Source organism: Nonomuraea jabiensis (assembly GCF_014204795.1).
GTDB classification, from domain to species: domain Bacteria; phylum Actinomycetota; class Actinomycetes; order Streptosporangiales; family Streptosporangiaceae; genus Nonomuraea; species Nonomuraea jabiensis.
In genome coordinates this window covers 8420477-8437960 of sequence record NZ_JACHMB010000001.1, presented here as the reverse complement: position 1 = coordinate 8437960, position 17484 = coordinate 8420477, and the positions used below count along the sequence as shown (strand labels likewise).

16 protein-coding genes are annotated in these 17484 nt (G+C 73.4%); 8 read left to right on the top strand and 8 right to left on the bottom strand.

Annotated features, from left to right (window positions below; genetic code table 11):
• Window positions 1-28 precede the first annotated feature (28 nt).
• The 4 genes from HD596_RS38445 to HD596_RS65120 form a co-directional block, all read right to left on the bottom strand.
• Window positions 29-499 carry an Lrp/AsnC family transcriptional regulator gene (locus tag HD596_RS38445; protein ID WP_185074376.1) on the bottom strand — a complete coding sequence of 157 codons (471 nt, stop codon included), beginning with the start codon at window positions 497-499 and terminating at the stop codon, window positions 29-31.
• A 24-nt stretch (window positions 500-523) separates the two neighbouring features.
• Window positions 524-1117 (bottom strand): GTP-binding protein, encoded by a 594-nt coding sequence (locus tag HD596_RS38440; RefSeq protein ID WP_185074375.1) that lies wholly within the window; start codon window positions 1115-1117, stop codon window positions 524-526.
• Between the two features lie 273 nt (window positions 1118-1390).
• Window positions 1391-2242 (bottom strand): terpene synthase family protein, encoded by an 852-nt coding sequence (locus HD596_RS38435; RefSeq protein ID WP_185074374.1) that lies wholly within the window; start codon window positions 2240-2242, stop codon window positions 1391-1393.
• 110 nt (window positions 2243-2352) lie between these two features.
• Window positions 2353-4977, bottom strand: a complete 2625-nt coding sequence (locus HD596_RS65120; protein ID WP_185074373.1) for a CHAT domain-containing protein — start codon at window positions 4975-4977, stop codon at window positions 2353-2355.
• 80 nt (window positions 4978-5057) lie between these two features.
• Between HD596_RS65120 and HD596_RS38425 the strand changes: the two genes are divergently transcribed.
• The 3 genes from HD596_RS38425 to HD596_RS38415 all read left to right on the top strand — a co-directional run bounded on the left by HD596_RS38425 (window position 5058) and on the right by HD596_RS38415 (window position 7532).
• A complete protein-coding gene (locus tag HD596_RS38425; protein WP_185074372.1) occupies window positions 5058-6395 on the top strand; it encodes a S8/S53 family peptidase in 1338 nt (445 codons plus the stop codon).
• 73 nt (window positions 6396-6468) lie between these two features.
• Entirely contained in the window at window positions 6469-7050 is a 582-nt protein-coding gene (locus HD596_RS38420; RefSeq protein WP_185074371.1) for an RNA polymerase sigma factor, read from the top strand.
• Window positions 7051-7055: 5 nt separating this feature from the next.
• Window positions 7056-7532: a hypothetical protein gene (locus HD596_RS38415; protein ID WP_221519701.1), complete on the top strand. Its 477-nt coding sequence runs from the start codon at window positions 7056-7058 to the stop codon at window positions 7530-7532.
• Between the two features lie 18 nt (window positions 7533-7550).
• On the opposite strand, the gene HD596_RS38410 is transcribed toward HD596_RS38415, so the two are convergent.
• Together HD596_RS38410 and HD596_RS38405 are read right to left on the bottom strand one after the other, a co-directional pair.
• Window positions 7551-8312 carry a protein phosphatase 2C domain-containing protein gene (locus HD596_RS38410; protein WP_185074370.1) on the bottom strand — a complete coding sequence of 254 codons (762 nt, stop codon included), beginning with the start codon at window positions 8310-8312 and terminating at the stop codon, window positions 7551-7553.
• 3 nt (window positions 8313-8315) lie between these two features.
• Complete coding sequence (locus HD596_RS38405) at window positions 8316-9425, bottom strand: M24 family metallopeptidase (RefSeq protein WP_313045980.1); 1110 nt, start codon at window positions 9423-9425, stop codon at window positions 8316-8318.
• A gap of 133 nt (window positions 9426-9558) precedes the next feature.
• Between HD596_RS38405 and HD596_RS38400 the strand changes: the two genes are divergently transcribed.
• Together HD596_RS38400 and HD596_RS38395 are read left to right on the top strand one after the other, a co-directional pair.
• On the top strand, window positions 9559-10821 hold the full coding sequence (locus HD596_RS38400) for a PP2C family protein-serine/threonine phosphatase (protein ID WP_185074369.1): 1263 nt from the start codon (window positions 9559-9561) through the stop codon (window positions 10819-10821).
• Window positions 10821-11714, top strand: coding sequence for a 5'-3' exonuclease (locus tag HD596_RS38395; protein WP_185078974.1), 894 nt, complete (start codon window positions 10821-10823; stop codon window positions 11712-11714). The genes HD596_RS38400 and HD596_RS38395 overlap by 1 nt, the downstream gene beginning before the upstream one ends.
• Here the strand turns inward: HD596_RS38395 and menD are convergent.
• Window positions 11711-13372, bottom strand: coding sequence for a 2-succinyl-5-enolpyruvyl-6-hydroxy-3-cyclohexene-1-carboxylic-acid synthase (menD, locus tag HD596_RS38390; RefSeq protein ID WP_185074368.1), 1662 nt, complete (start codon window positions 13370-13372; stop codon window positions 11711-11713). The genes HD596_RS38395 and menD overlap by 4 nt on opposite strands.
• Window positions 13369-14262, bottom strand: a complete 894-nt coding sequence (locus HD596_RS38385; RefSeq protein ID WP_221521000.1) for an o-succinylbenzoate synthase — start codon at window positions 14260-14262, stop codon at window positions 13369-13371. The genes menD and HD596_RS38385 overlap by 4 nt, the downstream gene beginning before the upstream one ends.
• Window positions 14263-14343: 81 nt before the next feature.
• On the opposite strand from HD596_RS38385, the gene HD596_RS38380 reads away from it, so the two are divergent.
• The 3 genes from HD596_RS38380 to HD596_RS38370 all read left to right on the top strand — a co-directional run bounded on the left by HD596_RS38380 (window position 14344) and on the right by HD596_RS38370 (window position 17404).
• Entirely contained in the window at window positions 14344-15489 is a 1146-nt protein-coding gene (locus HD596_RS38380) for an AMP-binding protein (protein ID WP_185074367.1), read from the top strand.
• Between the two features lie 44 nt (window positions 15490-15533).
• Window positions 15534-15848 (top strand): hypothetical protein, encoded by a 315-nt coding sequence (locus tag HD596_RS38375; RefSeq protein WP_185074366.1) that lies wholly within the window; start codon window positions 15534-15536, stop codon window positions 15846-15848.
• Between the two features lie 167 nt (window positions 15849-16015).
• Window positions 16016-17404, top strand: a complete 1389-nt coding sequence (locus HD596_RS38370) for an RNA polymerase sigma factor (RefSeq protein WP_185074365.1) — start codon at window positions 16016-16018, stop codon at window positions 17402-17404.
• The last annotated feature ends 80 nt before the right edge of the window (window positions 17405-17484 follow it).

The following is a 17484-nucleotide window of genomic DNA, read 5'->3' as shown; positions in this document are numbered from 1 at the left end:
CGGGTCGTGGCGATGCCGGGGTGGGTGGTCAGGCGTCCGGGCCGGAAGGGAGCTCGCCGTCCACCTCGGGGGCCCGGTGCTCGTACGGGGTGCTCAGCACCACCGTGGTGCGGGTCGAGACGTTGGCCGAGGCGCGGATCTGCTGCAGCAGGTCCTCCAGCGCCGTCGGGGAGGCCACGCGGACCTTGAGGATGTAGCTCTCGTCGCCCGCCACGCTGTGGCACGCCTCGATGGCCGTCAGGTGGGCCAGCCGCTCGGGGGCGTCGTCGGGCGCGGCCGGGTCGATCGGCTTGATCGACACGAACGCGGTCAGCGGCAGCCCGACCGCCTCATGGTCGATGATCGCGGCGTAGCCGCGCACGACCCCGCGCTTTTCCAGGCGGCGTACGCGCTGGTGCACCGCCGAGACCGAGAGCCCGGTCTCCCTGGCCAGGTCGGTGAAGCTCATGCGGCCGTCGCGGGCGAGCAGCGTGACGATCCGGCGGTCGATCTCCTCCATCGCCAAAAGGTTAGCCGGTCATGGTCACGACATGGTCCCGACGGGCGAGGCCCCCATGCGCATCGCGTGCTCGACGAGCGTGATGAGCACTTCCCGGCCCGAGTCCTTCTTGCGGGCGTCGCAGCGCACGATGGGGATCTCCGGCTCCAGGCCGATCGCCGAGCGCACCTCGCCGACCGTGAACGGCGTCGAGCCGTCGAAGCAGTTGAGCGCCACGATGAACGGCTGCTCGCGCTTCTCGAAGTAGTCGACGGCCGGGAAGCAGTCGTCGAGGCGGCGGGTGTCGGCCAGCACGACGGCGCCGAGAGCGCCCATGGCCAGTTCGTCCCACACGAACCAGAACCGCTCCTGGCCGGGCGTGCCGAACAGGTAGAGCATGTAGTCGTTGGCGATGGTGATGCGGCCGAAGTCCATGGCGACGGTGGTGGTGAGCTTCCTCTCGACGCCCGACAGGTCGTCGATGTGGCTCCCTACCTGGGTGAGCGCCTCTTCCGTACGCAATGGCCGGGTCTCGGACACGGCGCCGACCATGGTGGTCTTGCCCGCACCGAAACCCCCCGCGATCAAGATCTTGATCGCGGTCGGCAGCCGCCAACGGTCAGAGCGACCGAATTCCATCCAGCACCGCCTGTACCTCTCCCGCGCATGCGCAACCCCGCCCCTGAGGTGCCGTGGTCAGTGGTACCTGTCAAGGTGTGTTGAGAAGGTCGCTCCACATGCCTGGCATCCAGACACCCTAGCAACGCCACATTTTCCACTCAAGCCGCAATCTTTTACAAGAATCAAAATGTCACGTTTTGTCGCCCGGCGCGCCCTTATTCGTAGATCTGACGGTCAATCTGTCAAGCCGGTCTGTCAGGGAATCCGACAGGCACATTAGCGTGCCCGTCCTCAGCCCGAAATACCGACGAAACCCGCGTTGAAGCCGATCTGTCGGCGCAGGTAGGCGGCGGTGCGGGGGCTGCCGGCCCGTACCGGCTCGATGAGCCCGGCGGCCTGGCGGGCCAGGGCGGCCATCGCCTCGGTGACCTCGGCGCGGCTGACGCCGAGCGCCAGGACGTTCAGGTCGCCCCAGCTCATGTCCCTGCGGTAGGAGGCCATGTCGCCGAGCAGGTGCAGGTAGCGCTGGACCTGCCTGCTGACCGCCCGCAGGTCCTCCAGGTGGGTCCTGGCCCAGTCGTCGGCGGTGTAGATCCAGTGCGAGACGTCCACGAAGCAGGAGCCGCGGCTGTCGGCGTTGTCGAGAAAGCGCTCCAGCGTCAGGACGGCCCGCGTGTCCCGCCACACCCACGCCCGGCCCATTCCGGTCAGCGTCTCGGCGAGCTGGTCACGCCAGATCCACCGCAGCTCGCCGAACTCCTTGACGGTGTCCAGCTCGTCGCGCAGGTCGGCCAGGAAGCGGGTGGCCGCCGTGCGGGGCACGGCGCCGTCGGCGACCGACAGGCATTCGCGGATCAGCCGGTCGACCTGCTCGCGGGTGGTGGCGGTGTGGTCCACGAGGCGGTCCACGGCCAGGACCCACAGGGCGGCCCGGTTGGCCACCTTCAGGCGCTCGGCGCTGGCCCAGGGGGCGCTGAAGGCCGTGGAGAGGGTCAGGGCGGCGTAGGACTCGGCGCCGAAGGCCGCCGCGGGGAACAGCCCGCCGTACATCTGGGCGCAGCGCCGCAGGTCCCGGCCGCATTCGGCGGCCAGCGCGCAGGTCCTGCCGAGCTCGAACGCCTCGTCCAGCCCGTCGTCCGCCATCCTAGGGCCGCTCGATCAGCTCGCGGATCATGGGCGACCGTCCCCCAAACCCCGATACCCATCTGTTAGGGAATTGTTTCATGATCGCGCGCTTCCCATCAATGGCCCGATCAGCCTGCCCCGATGGCGATGAACGACACGTCGTCGCCCCTGGCCCGGCAGAGCGCCTCGGCCAGGCCGAGCCCGCGGCGCAGGCCGTCGTGCAGGCCGAGCATGACGGGCACGGCGGTCTCGTCGTTCACGGGGACGACGCTGGCGACGATCCCGGCGGTGCCGAGGCGGAGCAGGGCGGTGGCCAGGCCCAGCAGCTCGTCGGCGCCGACGGCCGCCATCTGGCCGGAGTCGCAGCTGGACAGGACGAGGTGGTGGGGGGCGCGGCGCAGGCGTTCGAGGTCGTAGCCGGTCAGGGGGCCGTCGTCGAGGTGGAGCGAGGAGAACAGCGGGCTGTCGGCCCGGAACGTGCCGTGCGCGGCCAGGTGGGCGAGCAGGCTGCCGTCGATGGCCGAAAGCACCGCGGGCGCGGTGGAGCGCCCCGCCTCCAGGAGGGACACCTCGCGGTCGTCCTGGGCGTACAGGCGGGCGATCTCGCGTACCTCGCGGTCGGCGTGGGCGACGCCCGGGCCGCGTACGAGGACGATGCGGCCGCCGTCGGGGCGCGGCGCGGACCTGGCGCGCAGCCATGCGCCCGCGGAGGGGGCGACGGTGAAGGGCCGGCGGCGCAGGGACGGCAGCAGACCCCAGGGGATGGTGTGCAGGGTGCTGGGGGGAACCACGACCAGCGGCGCCGCCCCGCCGGACAGACCGCCGAGCAGGTCCGCGACCGGGCCGAGCACCGCCCGCTCCAGCCGGGCGCCCAGGTCGTGGAGCTCGCCCCGGTCGGGGTCGCGTTCGTAGGCGAGGCGGCGCAGCCTGGAGCGGGCGAACTCGACCTCCGCGACGGCCCGGTCCATGGGGCCTGCGGTGTGGCGGCGCACGGTGCCGTCGCCACAGAGCAGGACGTGCAGCGTGCCGTCCACCGCGACCAGCTCGGCCAGCCGGCCCCCGCCGAGGGCGTCGAGGAGCCGCCCGGTCCGGTCGTCGTCGCGGCGCTCGCGCTCGCCGCGCGAACGCCCCTTGGCCTGGAGCGTGGCGGACCGCACGCGGGACTCCAGGCGGCTGCGGTCGCGCTCCAGGGCCGCGGCGGAGGCGGCGCCGTCCTGGCGGGCCTGGGCCAGCAGGTGCTCGGCCTGCCGCAGGGCGGCGAGCCGGGCCAGGAGCTCGCCGTCCTCGGGCGGGCTCACGGCCGGCACGGCGAGCGAGGTGGCCCGCCAGCGCTCCGTCCAGGCCAGGAGCCGGCGGGGCCGCCCCATGCGCAGCAGGTGCCGCTGGGCGAGCGTGACCAGCTCCGCGCCCTGGGCGGTGGCCAGCGCGTGCAGCTCCGAGGAGCCGAACGTGAGCCGGTGCTCCTCGATGAGCGCCAGACCGGCCCGGCAGGCGTGCAGCAGGCGGCGCGGCTCCCCGGCCGCCTCCGCCCGGAGCGCCTCGGCCAGCCAGCCGCCCGCCCGGGAGGTGGCGGGGCCCTTGTGCCGGACGTCGGCGGCCCTGGCGAGGTGCCGCTCGGCCACGCCCGGTTCGCCCAGGGCGAGCGCGATCCGTCCCGCCACCAGGTGGGCCTGCCACACCTCCGGTGACCCCAGCCCGGCCAGCCGCGCGGCGAGCCGCCGGGCCTCGCCCAGCGCGGCCCGCCGCGCCGGGGCGCCCGGGGTGGCGTGCTCGGCCTGCAGGACGATCAGGCGGGCGTGCTCGGACCACCACGCGCGGTGCTGGCGGGCGAACAGCCGGCGGGCCTCCCCCGCCCGCTCGCCGGCGGTGGCCGGGTCGCCGCTCTGCAGGGCGGCGCGGGCGGCGATGAGCAGCAGCTCGGCGCGCCGGGTCGCCTGGCCGCGCAGCCGGGCCAGCAGCCGCAGCCCTCCGTCCGCGTGCTCCAGCGCGTCGCGGGCCAGCCCGGCGGCGAGCAGGACCGCGCACCGGTCGCCGACCAGGTCGAACATCGGCGTGCCGAGCGCGTGGAAGCGCCGCTCCGCCTCGTCCAGCAGGGCGAGCGCCGCGGGCAGATCGCCCGTGCGGAACGCGGCGACCCCGCGGTTCTGGACGGCCACCGCCGAGTCGTGCTCCTGCCTGGTAGGGCCCAGCATGTCCTGCGCCGTGCGGAAGTCGGCGTCGGCGGGCTGGACGGCGCCGAGGGCGAGCTGGACGTGCCCGCGCAGGGTCAGCGCCCGCGCCGCCCACACCGTGTCGCGGGCCGCCAGCAGCGCGGGCACCGCGTCGCGCAGGTCGTCGAGGGCCGGCCCGTGCCGGCCCAGGATCCACCGGGCGCCCGCGCGGCGGAACAGCACCCGCGCCCTCGTCGTTCCGTCCGCCCGCGTGCCGTCCGCCCGTGTCGCGGCCCGGTCGAGCGCCGACAGGCCCGCCCGCGTACGTCCGGACTGCAGCAGCGCGATGCCCAGCGTGGCCAGCACGTCGGTCTCGCGGTCGGCCGAGCCGGAGCGCCGTGCCAGGCGCACGGCATGCCGCAGCTCCCCGATGGCCGCCTCGAGGTCGCCGAACTCGCGGTGCAGGATCCCGAGCGCCTGCCTGGCGATCGAGGACTCGTACGGCCCGCTCCCGTCGGCCAGCAGCGCCCTGGCGGCCGCCAGGGCCTCCCGGGGTCTCGCGAAGACCATGGCCAGCAGGTCATGCGGATCTTCCCGGGACACGGAACGATCGTAGACCCCTGCTGTATCAGCAGGCCCGGTGATGCCTCATACATACGTACGCCAGGAGGAAAGAGGTGGGGATGACACCGTCGGACACCCGGTTCTGGGAGCAGCTGGAGATACTCAACGCGGCGCTGCCGGACGGCATGCGCGCGGTCGCGGGTCCCGAAGGGGCCGCGCCGGGATCCGCGGTGCAGCCGCGGTTCGCCCACCTCGCCGGGCACGTCCTGGTGCGCGACGCCGACGCGGGCCGGGCCGCCGCCGCCGTCCAGCGCCTGCAGCCGGGCCCCGACGCGGTCCGCGTGGCCGGGGCGAGAAGCGCCGGTCGGATTTCCACGCGCCGGCTCGCCGTCGGCTCCAGGGACCTGCACCGGACCGTCGAGCAGCTCGCCCGCGAGGACATCGCGTCGAGCCTGGTCCACTTCGTCACCGTCGCGGGCGTCAACCTGTGCCCCGGCGACGAGCCGGTCCCGAGCGCCGGGCCGCTCAACCCGCCCCTGTCCGGCCGCGACCGCGGCGCGGGGGTGAGCGTCGCCGTCCTCGACACCGGCCTCGTCCACGACTACCTCGACCACCAGTGGCTGGCCGGGAGCTCGGGCATCCCGAACATTCCCAAGGTGGACGGCGACGTCACCGCCCCGGGCGACGAGCTCGACCCCGACGGCCTCATCAAGCCGTACGTGGGCCACGGCACGTTCATCGCCGGCGTGCTGCGCTGCGTGGCGCCCGCCGCCGACGTGCGCGTCTACAACGCCTTCCCGTACGCGGGCGCCGCCCTGGAGGACGAGCTGGGCCAGACCCTGCTGGGGATCCTGGACGAGCACGGCTGGCCGGACATCGTCTCCCTGTCGGCCGGCACCAGGACCGCCGACGCGAGCGCGCTGCTCGGCCTGGCCGACTTCGTGGACGAGCTGGCCGCCCACCCCGGCACGCTCCTGGTGGCCGCGGCGGGCAACGACGGCGAGACGCTGCCGTTCTGGCCGGCCGCGTTCGCCACGGAGCCGGTCAACGCCTCCGGCGACGCGGTGCTGTCGGTGGGCGCGCTGCGCGAGGACGGGCTCGGCCGGGCCTGCTTCAGCAACCACGGAGACTGGGTCACGGTGTACGCGCCGGGCGAGCGCCTGGTCAACGCCTTCACCTCCGGCCCCTACCAGTACGGCTACCCGCACCGCACCACCTGCCGCTTCGCCGACCCGGCCCACTACCCCGGCTGCACCTGCCTGGCCACGCTGCAGGAGGGCGACAAGGCCACCTTCACCGGCCTGGCGGCCTGGAGCGGCACGTCGTTCGCCACGCCGATCGTGGCCGGGATGATCGCGGCCCGCATGTCGCAGGAGCAGGTGTCCTCGCGGGTGGCCGCGGCGCAGCTCCTCGCGGGGCGGCTGTCCGTACCGGATCTGAGCGGTTTTCTCCGATGATGGCGAGTTGCCAGCCCGGCGGCGGTATGCGAAATATATTGGGCTTCCCGCCCAGATATAGGGAGCCGCCGCAGTGGACGACACCGCAACCCTGGTCGCGGCTGCCGCGGACGGCGACGCTGGGGCGTGGAAGGAGCTCTACCAGCGCTACAGCGGGCTGGTGTGGGCCGTGGCGCGGGGCTACCTCGTGAACGACTCCGACGCCCAGGACGTGTGCCAGACGACGTGGTACCGCTTCGCCGAGCACCTGACCAGGCTCCGGGAGCCCGAGCGGGCCGGCTCCTGGCTGGCCAGCACCGCCAGGCACGAGGCGCTGCGGGTCCTGCGCACCAGCGGCCGGGCCCTGCCGGTCGGCGACCTGGAGCTGATGGGCCTCCACGCCGACGAGCGCTCGCCCGAGCTCCTGCTGCTGGAGGCCGAGGAGGCGAGCGAGCAGGCCGCGCGCGAGCAGGAGCTGTGGAGCGCGTTCGAGGAGCTGCCGGAGCGCTGCAGGCGGCTGCTGCGCGTCCTCATCGCCGAGCCGCGGCCGAGCTATCAGGAGATCGCGGACGGGCTGGACATGCCGGTCGGCAGCATCGGCCCCAACAGGGGCCGGTGCCTCAAGCGGCTGGCCGCCCTGATGAACCGGCGCGGCGTGAACGGCATCCGGGGGTGAACGGCGTGGACGACGCCATGGACGGCGCCATGGACGGCTCCATGGATGACGGGGACCTGGAGCTGGAGGAGCGGCTGCGGGCCGCGGCCGAGCGGCTGGACCCGGTCCCGGCCGGGCTGTTCGAGGAGGCGATGCTGGCCTACGCGCTCAGGTCCCTGGACGCGGAGCTGGCCGAGCTGACGTTCGACTCGTGGGAGGAGCTGTCGGCCACCCGGGTGCGCGGCGGGGGCCGGGCGCGGCTGCTGTCGTTCGCCGCCGGGGAGGTCGTCGTGGAGCTGGAGGTGACCGGCCGGCGGCTGGTGGGGCGGGTGTCGGGCGGCAGGCCCGCCGAGATCGTGGTGCAGCGGCGGGACGGTGGCACGCCGGTGTGCGCGGACGAGCTGGGCCGGTTCACCACGGGCGAGCTCGCGCCCGGCCCGCTGCGGCTGCGGGTCAGCCCCGGTCACGGCGGCCCCGTGGTGACCACCTGGATCCTCATCTGACCGCCTGGCCCCCACACCTCAGTGCCGGGCGCCGACCCGGGTCCAGGCCGCGGTGGCGTCGTCGTGCCGCTTCCCGCGTACGGGCCCCCGGCGCCGCTCCCGCTCCCTGACCGCCGCGATCACCGCCTCGGGCCCCTGCCCGTCCAGCGCCGTCACGAGGTCGCGCCAGCTCCACCCGTACCACTCGACGAGCCGCGACACCCCGTCGGTGAGCACGCCCACGCCGCGCGCGTCCGCCACGACGCCGCACAGCCCCTGCCGGGCCGCCTCCGGGCGGCTGCCCGCCACCCAGAACCCGCCGGGCGCGTTGCGCATCCGCCGCACCAGCTCCACCGTGTACGGCCGCCCGCCCGGCAGGCCCTCGACCCGGTCGTCGCTCACCACCCGGACCCCGCCGCCCGCCAGCGAGAAGACGACGGGCGAATCGCCCAGCACGAGATATTCGACCCCGTTCCGGCCTGCGCGCACCATGGCCACCGTCGAGGACGGCGAGTCGGGATCGTCCAGGTCGCAGGTGCCGGAATGGGCGGCCATCGTCGTCTCGATGGCCGCCTCCAGGATCTCCGCCAGCGGCCGGTCGTGATCGGCGCTCAGCCCCGCCGCCAGCGCGTCCCCGAGCCGCCCCACCAGCCACGGCACGTCGTGCGCGCACCCGCCGGCGACCCCGGGCGCGGCGGTCGCCCCGTCGAGGACGACGATCCACGACGGCCCCGCGAGCACCAGGTCCTCGTTGGGCCGCCCGGACCCGGGCCTGCTGGCCCAGGTGACCTTCGCGAACACCGTCTACACGATGACGAGGTCGCGCGGGGTGTTGTTGAGCCGCTCGGCGCCCGTGTCGGTGCAGACCACGATGTCCTCGATCCGCGCCCCGTGGCTGCCGGGCAGGTAGATCCCGGGCTCCACGGAGAACGCGAAGCCGGGCTCCATCGGCTCGCCGTTGCCGGAGACGATGTACGGCTCCTCGTGCGTCTCGATCCCGATGCCGTGGCCGGTGCGGTGAATGAAGTACTCGCCGTAGCCCGCCTCGGCGATGATGTCGCGGGCGGCCGCGTCGATCGACTCGCAGGAGACGCCCGGCCGCACCGCCGCGCAGGCCGCGTCCTGGGCCCGCCGCAGCACCTCGTAGTACGCGGCGAAGTCCGCGGGCGGCTCGCCGACGCTGTACGTGCGCGTCGAGTCGGAGCAGTAGCCGTTGTGCAGCTGCCCGCCGATGTCCACCACGACCGGCTCCCCGGCCTGGATCACCCGGTCGGAGACGTCGTGGTGGGGGCTGGCCCCGTTGGGCCCGGAGGCGACGATGACGAAGTCGACGGTCGAGTGGCCGGTCGCCAGGATCGCCTCGGCGATGTCCCGGCCCACCTCGCGCTCGGTGCGCCCGGCACGCAGGAACTCCGGCACCCGCCGGTGCACCGCGTCGATCGCCTCCCCCGCCTCGCGCAGCGCCGCCACCTCGGCGGCCGACTTGCGCATGCGCAGCTCCCTCAGCACGGTCCCGGCCAGCACCTGCTCCGCGCCCGGCAGCACCTCGCGGAAGCGCAGCGACGACATGGCCCACATCCGGTCGGCCAGGCCCACCTTCCCGACCTGCCCGAGCCGCGCCGCCGCGATGGCGTACGGGTCGTCGGTCTCGTCCCACGCCACGAACTCCAGCCCCAGCCGCGAGGCGGGCGACGCCTGCGCCGCGGGCAGCTCCAGCCGGGGCACCATCATGTACGGCTCGCCGGAGGCGGGCACCACGAGACACGTCAGCCGCTCCAGCGGCTTGGCCTCGTAGCCGCTCACGTAGCGCAAGTCGGGGCCGGGCGTCAGCAAAAGGGCGTCGAGACCGGCCTTGGCGGTGGCCTCCTGGACGGCGGTGAGACGGGACACGGGATACAGATCTGAGGACGTCACAGCCCATAATCTACTCGGACCGCGCCGCCTAAAATCCGCGAAAAGCTCTCACAACACGGCAAGCCCCCGCTACACTCCGTTCAAGATTGATCACGTAGTGTAGGGTCAATTGTCCATCTTTGAAAGTGGGACCATGGTCGACGTCGCAGGCGCGGCCGAGCCGCTCGGCCACAACAGCAACAAAGGCCACACTGGCTCCGAGAACGACGCCGAGATGCTCGCCGCACGGTTGGCGCACGCCCAGCGGCTCGGCAACATGGGCTGGGCGGAATGGCACATGCACAGCGGCGAGACGATCTGGTCCGACCAGGTCTACCTGATCTTCGGCCGCGACCCGGCCGACGGCCCGATCGCCCTGCCCGACCTGGCCAAGCACGTCGAGCAGGCGGACATGGGCACGCTCGACCGGCTCCTGTGGTCGGCCGTGGAGAGCGTCGAGCCGGTCCAGGCCGAGTTCCGCATCCGGCGCCGCGGCGAGCTGCGCGACCTGCGCGTCGTCCTCGAACCCCTCATGGCCCCCGGCGGCCCCATCGGCCTGCACGGCGTCATCCAGGACATCACCGGCCGCCGCCGCGCCGAGCGCATGATGTCGGAGTCGCGCCGCCAGCTCCTCGAGGCCCGCGAGCAGGCCGCCGAGGAGCGCCACGTCATGCTGGCCCTGCGCGAGGCCATACTCCCCGAGCATGTCGGATGCCTCGACCTGCCGCACACCACGATCGCGGTCCGGTACGTGCCCGCCGAGAAGACCGCGAGCCTGGGCGGCGACTGGTTCGAGGCCGCGCCCGCCCCCGACGGCCGGCTGCTGCTGGCCATCGGCGACGTCTCCGGCCACGGCCTGCCCGCCATCGCCCACATGGCCCAGCTCCGCCACGCCCTCGTCGGCCTGGCCATGACCGGCCTGCCCGCCCACCGGCTGCTCACCCTGCTGAACGACCTCGTCCTGCACCAGCTCAAGGAGACCACCGCCACGGCGATCATCGGCCATCTGGACCCGGAGACCCGGGTGTTCGCCTGGGGCCAGGCGGGCAACCTGGCGCCCATCCTCGTGCGCGACGGGGTCGCCCGCCAGCTCGACCAGCCCCGCGGCGTGCTGCTCGGCGCCACCTCGGGCCGCCCGTACGAGCTGGCCACCACCCGGCTGCTGCCCGGGGACCTGCTGCTGCTGTTCACCGACGGGCTGGTCGAGCGGCGCACCCGCGACATCGACGTCGGCCTCGACCTGGTCCTGGCCGCCGCCCGCGACGTGCCCGCCCGCGAGCTGGACGCCGGGCTCGACCACCTCCTGGCCGACATCGGCGGCCCGAACCCCGAGGACGACGCCTGCCTGCTGGCGGTCTCCATACCGGCACAGAGCACGGAACCGCTCGTCAGGGGTGCGACCATAGACCCGTGCTGATGCTTCTCGACACCCCGTCGCTCTACTTCCGCGCCTTCTTCGGCGTGCCGGAGTCGATCAAGGGCCCGGACGGCTCCCCGGTCAACGCCGTGCGCGGACTCATCGACATGATCGCCACTCTCGTCCGCCAGCACTCCCCCACCGAGCTCGCGGCCACGATGGACGCCGACTGGCGGCCCGCCTTCCGCGTCCAGGCGATCCCGACGTACAAGGCGCACCGCGTCGCCCACGGCGACACCGAGGAGGTCCCCGAGGCGCTCGTCCCGCAGATCGCCGTCATCCAGGACGTGCTCGACGCGCTCGGCATCGCCCGCCTGGAGTCGCCCGGCTACGAGGCCGACGACGTCATCGGCACCCTCACCCACAGGGCCCCGGGCGCCGTGGACATCGTGACCGGCGACCGCGACCTGTTCCAGCTCGTCGACGACGCCCGCCCCGTACGCGTGCTCTACACCGCCCGCGGCATCCGCAACCTGCAGATCGTGGACGAGGCGTTCGTCACCGCCAAGTACGGCATCCCCGGCCGCTCCTACGCCGACTTCGCCACCCTGCGCGGCGACCCCAGCGACGGCCTGCCCGGCGTGGCCGGCGTCGGCGAGAAGACCGCCGCCGCCCTCATCACCCGCTTCGGCTCGCTCGACGCCCTGCTCCAGGCCCTCGACGCGGGCGTCACGGCCGGCTTCCCCGCGGGCGCCCGCACCAAGCTGGACGCCGCCCGCGACTACCTGAGCGCCGCCCCCGCCGTCGTCAAGGTTGCCCACGACGCGCCGCTGCCCGACACCGACCTCACCCTGCCGGCCAAGCCGCGCGACCCCGAGGCCCTCGTGGCCCTCGCCGACCGCCACGGCATCGACGGCCCGCTCAACCGCCTGCTCGACGTGCTGAGCCGCTAGCTCTCCAGGTAGGAGCGGACGGCCTCCTGCGCGGCCTCGCGCAGGCGGGCGTGCACGAGGACGTTCTCCTCGCGGTCGGTGCGCACCTCCACCACGCGCGGCCCCTCGCCGCGCAGCGCCTTGGACAGGTCGGAGATGTCCTCCACCAGCGTGTACGGCGTCCGCGTGGCCGCCGCCACGTACGCGAGGTCCACCCCGTGCGGCGTGCCGAACACCCGCTCGAACGGGTCGCGCACCGCCGCCTGGGGCAGCAGCGAGAAGATCCCGCCCCCGTCGTTGTTGACGACCACGAAGCACAGGTCGGGCCGGGGCTCGCGGGGCCCGAGGATCAGCCCGTTCTGGTCGTGCAGGAACGACAGGTCGCCGATCAGCGCGTAGGAGGGGCCGTTGTGCGCCAGCGCCGCGCCCATCGCCGCGGACACCACGCCGTCGATGCCGGAGGCGCCCCTGCTGGCCATCAGCCTGATGCCGCGCCGCGGCCGCATCGCCTGGTCCAGGTCGCGGATCGGCATCGAGGAGCCGCAGAACAGCAGCGCGCCGTTGGGCAGCGCGTCCACCAGGTCCCTGGCCAGGCGCGGCTCGCTCGTGCCCGAGGCGTCCAGCACCGCGTCCGTGGCCGACCTGACCACCGCGTCCGCCTGCCGCCAGGCGTGCAGCCACGAGTCGTCGCCGGCCGCCACCGGGATCTCCACGGCCTGCGCCACCTGCGTGGCCGAACGGGTCGGGTCGGGCCAGCGGCCCAGGTCGGGCGCCACCACGATGTGCTCCCCGGCCCGCTTCAGCCACGACAGCAGCGGCCTGGACAGCCCCGGCCGCCCCAGTGTCACGATCACGTCGGGCCGGTGGGTGTCGGCGAACTCCGGCGTGCCCAGCAGGTAGTGGTAGGTGGAGATCGCGTGGTCGCCGTAGCGGCCGCCGCCGTTGGGCTCCGACAGCACCGGCCAGCCCGCCATGCCCGCCGCCGCCACGTACCGGCGCACGTTGGCGGCGCCGTCGCCGACCACCAGCACGCCGCGCCTGGTCGGCGCGATGTGCAGGGCGACGGGCGGGGGCGCGACCCTGGCCCGCACCCACGGGCCGTTGCCGCCGCCGTCGAGCGGCTCGGACCAGGAGGTGTCGCCGTCGGGGATCAGCGGCTCCCTGAAGGCCAGGTTGAGGTGCACGGGCCCCGGGTCGGACGGGCCCGACGCGCGCTGGTAGGCGCGGCAGGCCAGCGAGCGCCAGTAGGCGACCTGGCCGGGACGGTCCTCCGGCACCCCCACCTCGGCGAACCAGCGGGTCGCCGAGCCGAACAGCTTGATCTGGTCGATCGTCTGGTTGGCGCCCGTGCCGCGCAGCTCGGGCGGCCGGTCGGCGGTCAGCAGCAGCAGCGGCACGCCCGACTCGCTGGCCTCGATCACCGCGGGGTGGAAGTTCGCCACGGCCGTGCCGGACGAGCAGATCAGCGCCACCGGCCGCTCGCCGCGCTTGGCCAGCCCCAGGGCCAGGTACGACGCCGACCGCTCGTCGATGCGCACGTGCAGGCGCACCCGCGACTCGGCGTGCAGCGCCAGCGCCAGGGGGGCGGAGCGCGAGCCGGGGGCCAGCACCACGTCGGTGAGGCCGCAGCGCACCAGCTCGTCGACCAGGACCGTGGCCAGTGCGGTAGCGGGGTTCAACGTGACGCCTCCTGCATCCGGCGAAGCCACTGGGGAGATTCAATCTCAAAAGCCGACAAATGCTGAAAATCCACCGAGGGACGCCGTACCGTGAGCGAGCCCTCCACCGGCACCAGGGAGTCGTCCACCACGTCGCCCGCCAGCAGCGCCATCGTGCCCAGCCCGCACGCGTACGGCAGCGCCGGCAGCGCCGCCGCCAGCGCCAGCCCCGCGGCCAGCCCGACGGACGTCTCCACGGCGCTGGAGACCACGGCGGGCAGCCCGCAGGCCTCCACGACCTTGAGCGCCTCGCGGACCCCGCCGAGCGGCTGCACCTTGACCACCGCGATGTCGGCCGCCTCGGCCGCGCGCACCCGCAGCGGGTCCTCCGCCCTGCGGATGGACTCGTCGGCCGCGATCGGCACGTCGCAGGCCCGCCGCACCGCCGCCAGCTCCTCCAGCGTGGCGCACGGCTGCTCGGCGTATTCCAGGTCGAACCGGTCGAGCCGCTTCAGCCGCCGCACCGCCTCGTCCACGTCCCAGGCGCCGTTGGCGTCGACCCGCAGGCGGCCGGCCGGCCCGAGCGCGTCGCGTACGGCCTCCACCCTGGCCACGTCGTCGTCGAAGGTCTGGCCCCGCTCGGCCACCTTGACCTTGGCCGTGCCGCAGCCCGAGCGCCGGACGATGTCATGGGCCTGCTCGGGCCCCACGCCGGGCACGGTCGCGTTGACGGGGACGCTGTCGCGCACCGGCGCCGGCCAGCCCTCGAAGGCCGCCTCGCGGGCGCACGCCAGCCAGCGGGCGCACTCGCGCGGGCCGTACTCCGGAAAGGGAGAGAACTCCCCCCAGCCGGCGGGACCGTGCAGCAGCACGCCTTCCCTGACGGTCTGTCCACGGAAGCGGGTGCGCATGGGGATGCGGAAGACCACGGGAGAACGCGTCACGACCCTCCCTGCGCCTCTGTCCGACCTGTCGCCACTAACCTTACGAGCATGTGGAGGAACCCGTCGCATCCGGACCGTCCGCTGCATGCCATTGTGCAGCCTCCGGGACCCGCCCTGTACACGGCGATCCGCGACGCGCTCAGCGGCGCGGGCCCCGCCGTGCTCCCCCTGGCCCCGGGCCAGTCCGAAGCGGCCGTGGCCGCGCTGCGCCCCACGCACGTGGACGGCGAGCCGCGGAGCGACGGCGAGGGCGTCCCCTCCGGCGTGGCGGTCGTGATCGCCACCAGCGGCAGCACCGGCGCCCCCAAGGGCGTGCTGCTGTCGGCCACCGCCCTGCGCGCCTCGGCCGCCGCCTCCCTGCGCCGCGTGGCGGCCGCCAAGGGCGAGCGCTGGCTGTGCTGCCTGCCCGTGGCCCACATCGCCGGCCTCCAGGTCCTGGTACGCGCCCTGCTGTCGGAGAGCGAGCCGATCATCCACGCCCGGTTCGACCCGCACGAGGTGCTCGGCTCCGGGGCCGACCACGTCTCCCTCGTCCCCACCCAGCTGCACCGGCTGGTCGAGCTGGGGGCGGACCTGTCGGGGTTCCGCACGATCCTGCTCGGCGGCGCCGCGCCCCGGCCGGGGCTGCTGGAGCGGGCCCGCGACCTCGGCGCCCGGATCGTGACGACGTACGGGATGAGCGAGACGTGCGGCGGCTGCGTCTACGACGGCCGGCCCCTGGACAACGTGGAGGTCAAGATCGGCGAGGACGGGCTGATCAGGATCGCCGGGGCCGTGCTGTTCTCCGGCTACCGCTTCGGCTCCGCCGACCCGTTCGACGGCGACTGGTTCCGCACCTCCGACCTGGGCGACATGGCCGGTGGCCGGCTGCGCGTGCTGGGCCGGGCCGACGACGTGATCAACACCGGCGGCGAGAAGGTGGTGGCCGCCGCCGTGGCCCAGGTGCTCGGCACCCACCCGGAGGTGGCCGACGTGGCCGTGATCGGCACGCCCGACGCCGAGTGGGGCGAACTGGTCACTGCCATCGTGGTGCCCGCCAATCCCGACACGCCACTCACGCTTCCTCAATTGAGGGCGTTCTGCCGCGATAGGCTTCCCCCTCACGCTGCCCCGCGCAGCCTGCGCCTGGTGTCCCAGCTACCGCTGCTGCCGAACGGGAAGACCGACTTCGTCCGGCTCCGGGCAGGAACCTGATGAGTTGCGGCTGCGTCTTAGTTGGGGAGAGGGAGGGAGCCTTCATGGATCAGACCCGCAAGATGTGGGCATCCGCGGCCGTCGTCGGCGTCATCGTCGTCGGGGGCGCCTCAGTCGCGGCGGCCGCCTCGGCGGGCAAGCTCGACCAGGTCGCGAAGGAGACCCGAGCCGTGGTGGAGAAGCTGCCGCCGACGTCGGCCCCGACGCCCACGACCAGCGACGATGGCACCGTGGTCTCCCGCGATGTCAACCCGGACCCCGACGCGGTCGTCGACTACTGGACGGACCAGCGTCTGCAGGACGCCCAGCCGATGCCCATGCCCGAGGTGTCGCCTGGGGAGATCAAGATCCGGGAATAGGACTGACGGGAGGGGCGGTTCGTCCATTGGGCGATCCGCCCCTTTTTTGTCTCACCGGGAACAAATGACAGCGATTGGCGTTATTGATACTGGTGCGCCGTGCGGACAGAAGCCGCCCCACCACAACCTGCCTGATCGCTTCGACTCCGTACGGAGGAGGTGTCCTCATGCCCAGAACCGCCGTAGCGACCCCATCTGCGACTCTCGACCAACTCATTGAACGAGGGCGAGCCCAGGGTCACCTTTCTCTCGCGGAGCTGCGCGACGCGTTCGCCGACGCGGGTATCAGCCCCTCTGAAGGCCGCACGATCCTGCGCGAGCTCTCGGAGAGCGGTGTGAGCCTGGCCGCCGAGAACGAGCCGTCTCTCAGCAAGACCGCCGCGAAGAAGACCTCCAGGAAGCCTGCGCGTGCAAACACTACCGGCCGCAAGGCCGGGGAGGCAAAAACCGGCCCGTCCAGGAACGGCGCGGCGAAGAACGGCCCGGCCAAGAACGGCGCGGTCAACGCCACGGAGGCGGCCGCCAGGGCCGTGACCCGCCCCGAGCCCAAGCCGGAGCACGAGGAGGACGTGCCGGAGGACCTCGCGCTGAGCGCCGAGGACGCCGAGATCGAGAACGAGCAGATCGACCTGGACGACACCCAGTCGGCCATGGGCGACTCCGTGCACACCTACCTCAAGTCCATCGGCCGCCGCACGCTGCTCACCGCGGCGCAGGAGGTCGAGCTGGCCCGGCGGATCGAGGCGGGCCTGTACGCCGAGTACAAGCTGGAGATCGAGCCCGACCTGCCCGTCTCCGTCCAGGACGACCTCCTCATGGTGGTCGAGGACGGCAAGCGGGCCAAGGACCACATGCTGGAGGCCAACCTCCGGCTCGTGGTGTCGGTCGCCAAGAAGTACACCGACCGCGGCATGTCCCTGCTGGACGTGGTCCAGGAGGGCAACCTGGGGCTGATCAGGGCCGTGGAGAAGTTCGACTACACCAAGGGCTTCAAGTTCTCCACGTACGCCATGTGGTGGATCAGGCAGGCCATCCAGCGCGGTTTCGCCGACTCGGCCCGTACGATCCGGCTGCCCGTGCACGTGCTGGAGATGCTGTCCAAGCTGTCGCGCATCGAGCGTGACATGCACCAGCGCCTGGGGCGCGAGCCCACGCCCGAGGAGCTGGCCGTCGAGCTGGACAAGACCCCCGACCAGATCGAGGAGCTGCTGCGCACCAGCCGCCAGCCGATCTCGCTCAACGCCACGATCGGCGAGGACGGGGAGACCACGATCGGCGACCTCATCGAGGACGTCGACTCGCCCGAGGCCTCGGAGATCGTGGACCGTCAGCTGCTGGGCGACCAGCTGCGCGGCGTCCTGAACAACCTCTCGCCCCGCGAGTCGAAGATCATGGCGCTCCGCTTCGGCCTGGTGGACGGCAAGCCCCACACGCTGGACGAGATCGGCAAGCACCTGGGGCTGACCCGGGAGCGGATCCGCCAGCTGGAGAAGGAGTCGCTCTCCAAGCTCCGCCACCCCAGCAACACCCGCCCGCTGCTGGACTGGGCGAGCTGAGAACCCGAAGCCCCGGCACAACGAGGGAGGCTGTGCCGGGGCTTCTTCATGCCCGTTGCCGGGGCTTTCAGGCCCGTAGG

Excerpts from the sequence above, each read along its gene's own strand:
- HD596_RS38445 (WP_185074376.1), bottom strand. The coding sequence starts at position 499 with ATGGAGGAGATCGACCGCCGGATCGTCACGCTGCTCGCCCGCGACGGC.
- HD596_RS38440 (WP_185074375.1), bottom strand. The coding sequence starts at position 1,117 with ATGGAATTCGGTCGCTCTGACCGTTGGCGGCTGCCGACCGCGATCAAG.
- HD596_RS38435 (WP_185074374.1), bottom strand. The coding sequence starts at position 2,242 with ATGGCGGACGACGGGCTGGACGAGGCGTTCGAGCTCGGCAGGACCTGC.
- HD596_RS38425 (WP_185074372.1), top strand. The coding sequence starts at position 5,058 with ATGACACCGTCGGACACCCGGTTCTGGGAGCAGCTGGAGATACTCAAC.
- HD596_RS38400 (WP_185074369.1), top strand. The coding sequence starts at position 9,559 with ATGGTCGACGTCGCAGGCGCGGCCGAGCCGCTCGGCCACAACAGCAAC.
- HD596_RS38395 (WP_185078974.1), top strand. The coding sequence starts at position 10,821 with ATGCTTCTCGACACCCCGTCGCTCTACTTCCGCGCCTTCTTCGGCGTG.
- HD596_RS38385 (WP_221521000.1), bottom strand. The coding sequence starts at position 14,262 with ATGCGCACCCGCTTCCGTGGACAGACCGTCAGGGAAGGCGTGCTGCTG.
- HD596_RS38380 (WP_185074367.1), top strand. The coding sequence starts at position 14,344 with ATGTGGAGGAACCCGTCGCATCCGGACCGTCCGCTGCATGCCATTGTG.
- HD596_RS38375 (WP_185074366.1), top strand. The coding sequence starts at position 15,534 with ATGGATCAGACCCGCAAGATGTGGGCATCCGCGGCCGTCGTCGGCGTC.
- HD596_RS38370 (WP_185074365.1), top strand. The coding sequence starts at position 16,016 with ATGCCCAGAACCGCCGTAGCGACCCCATCTGCGACTCTCGACCAACTC.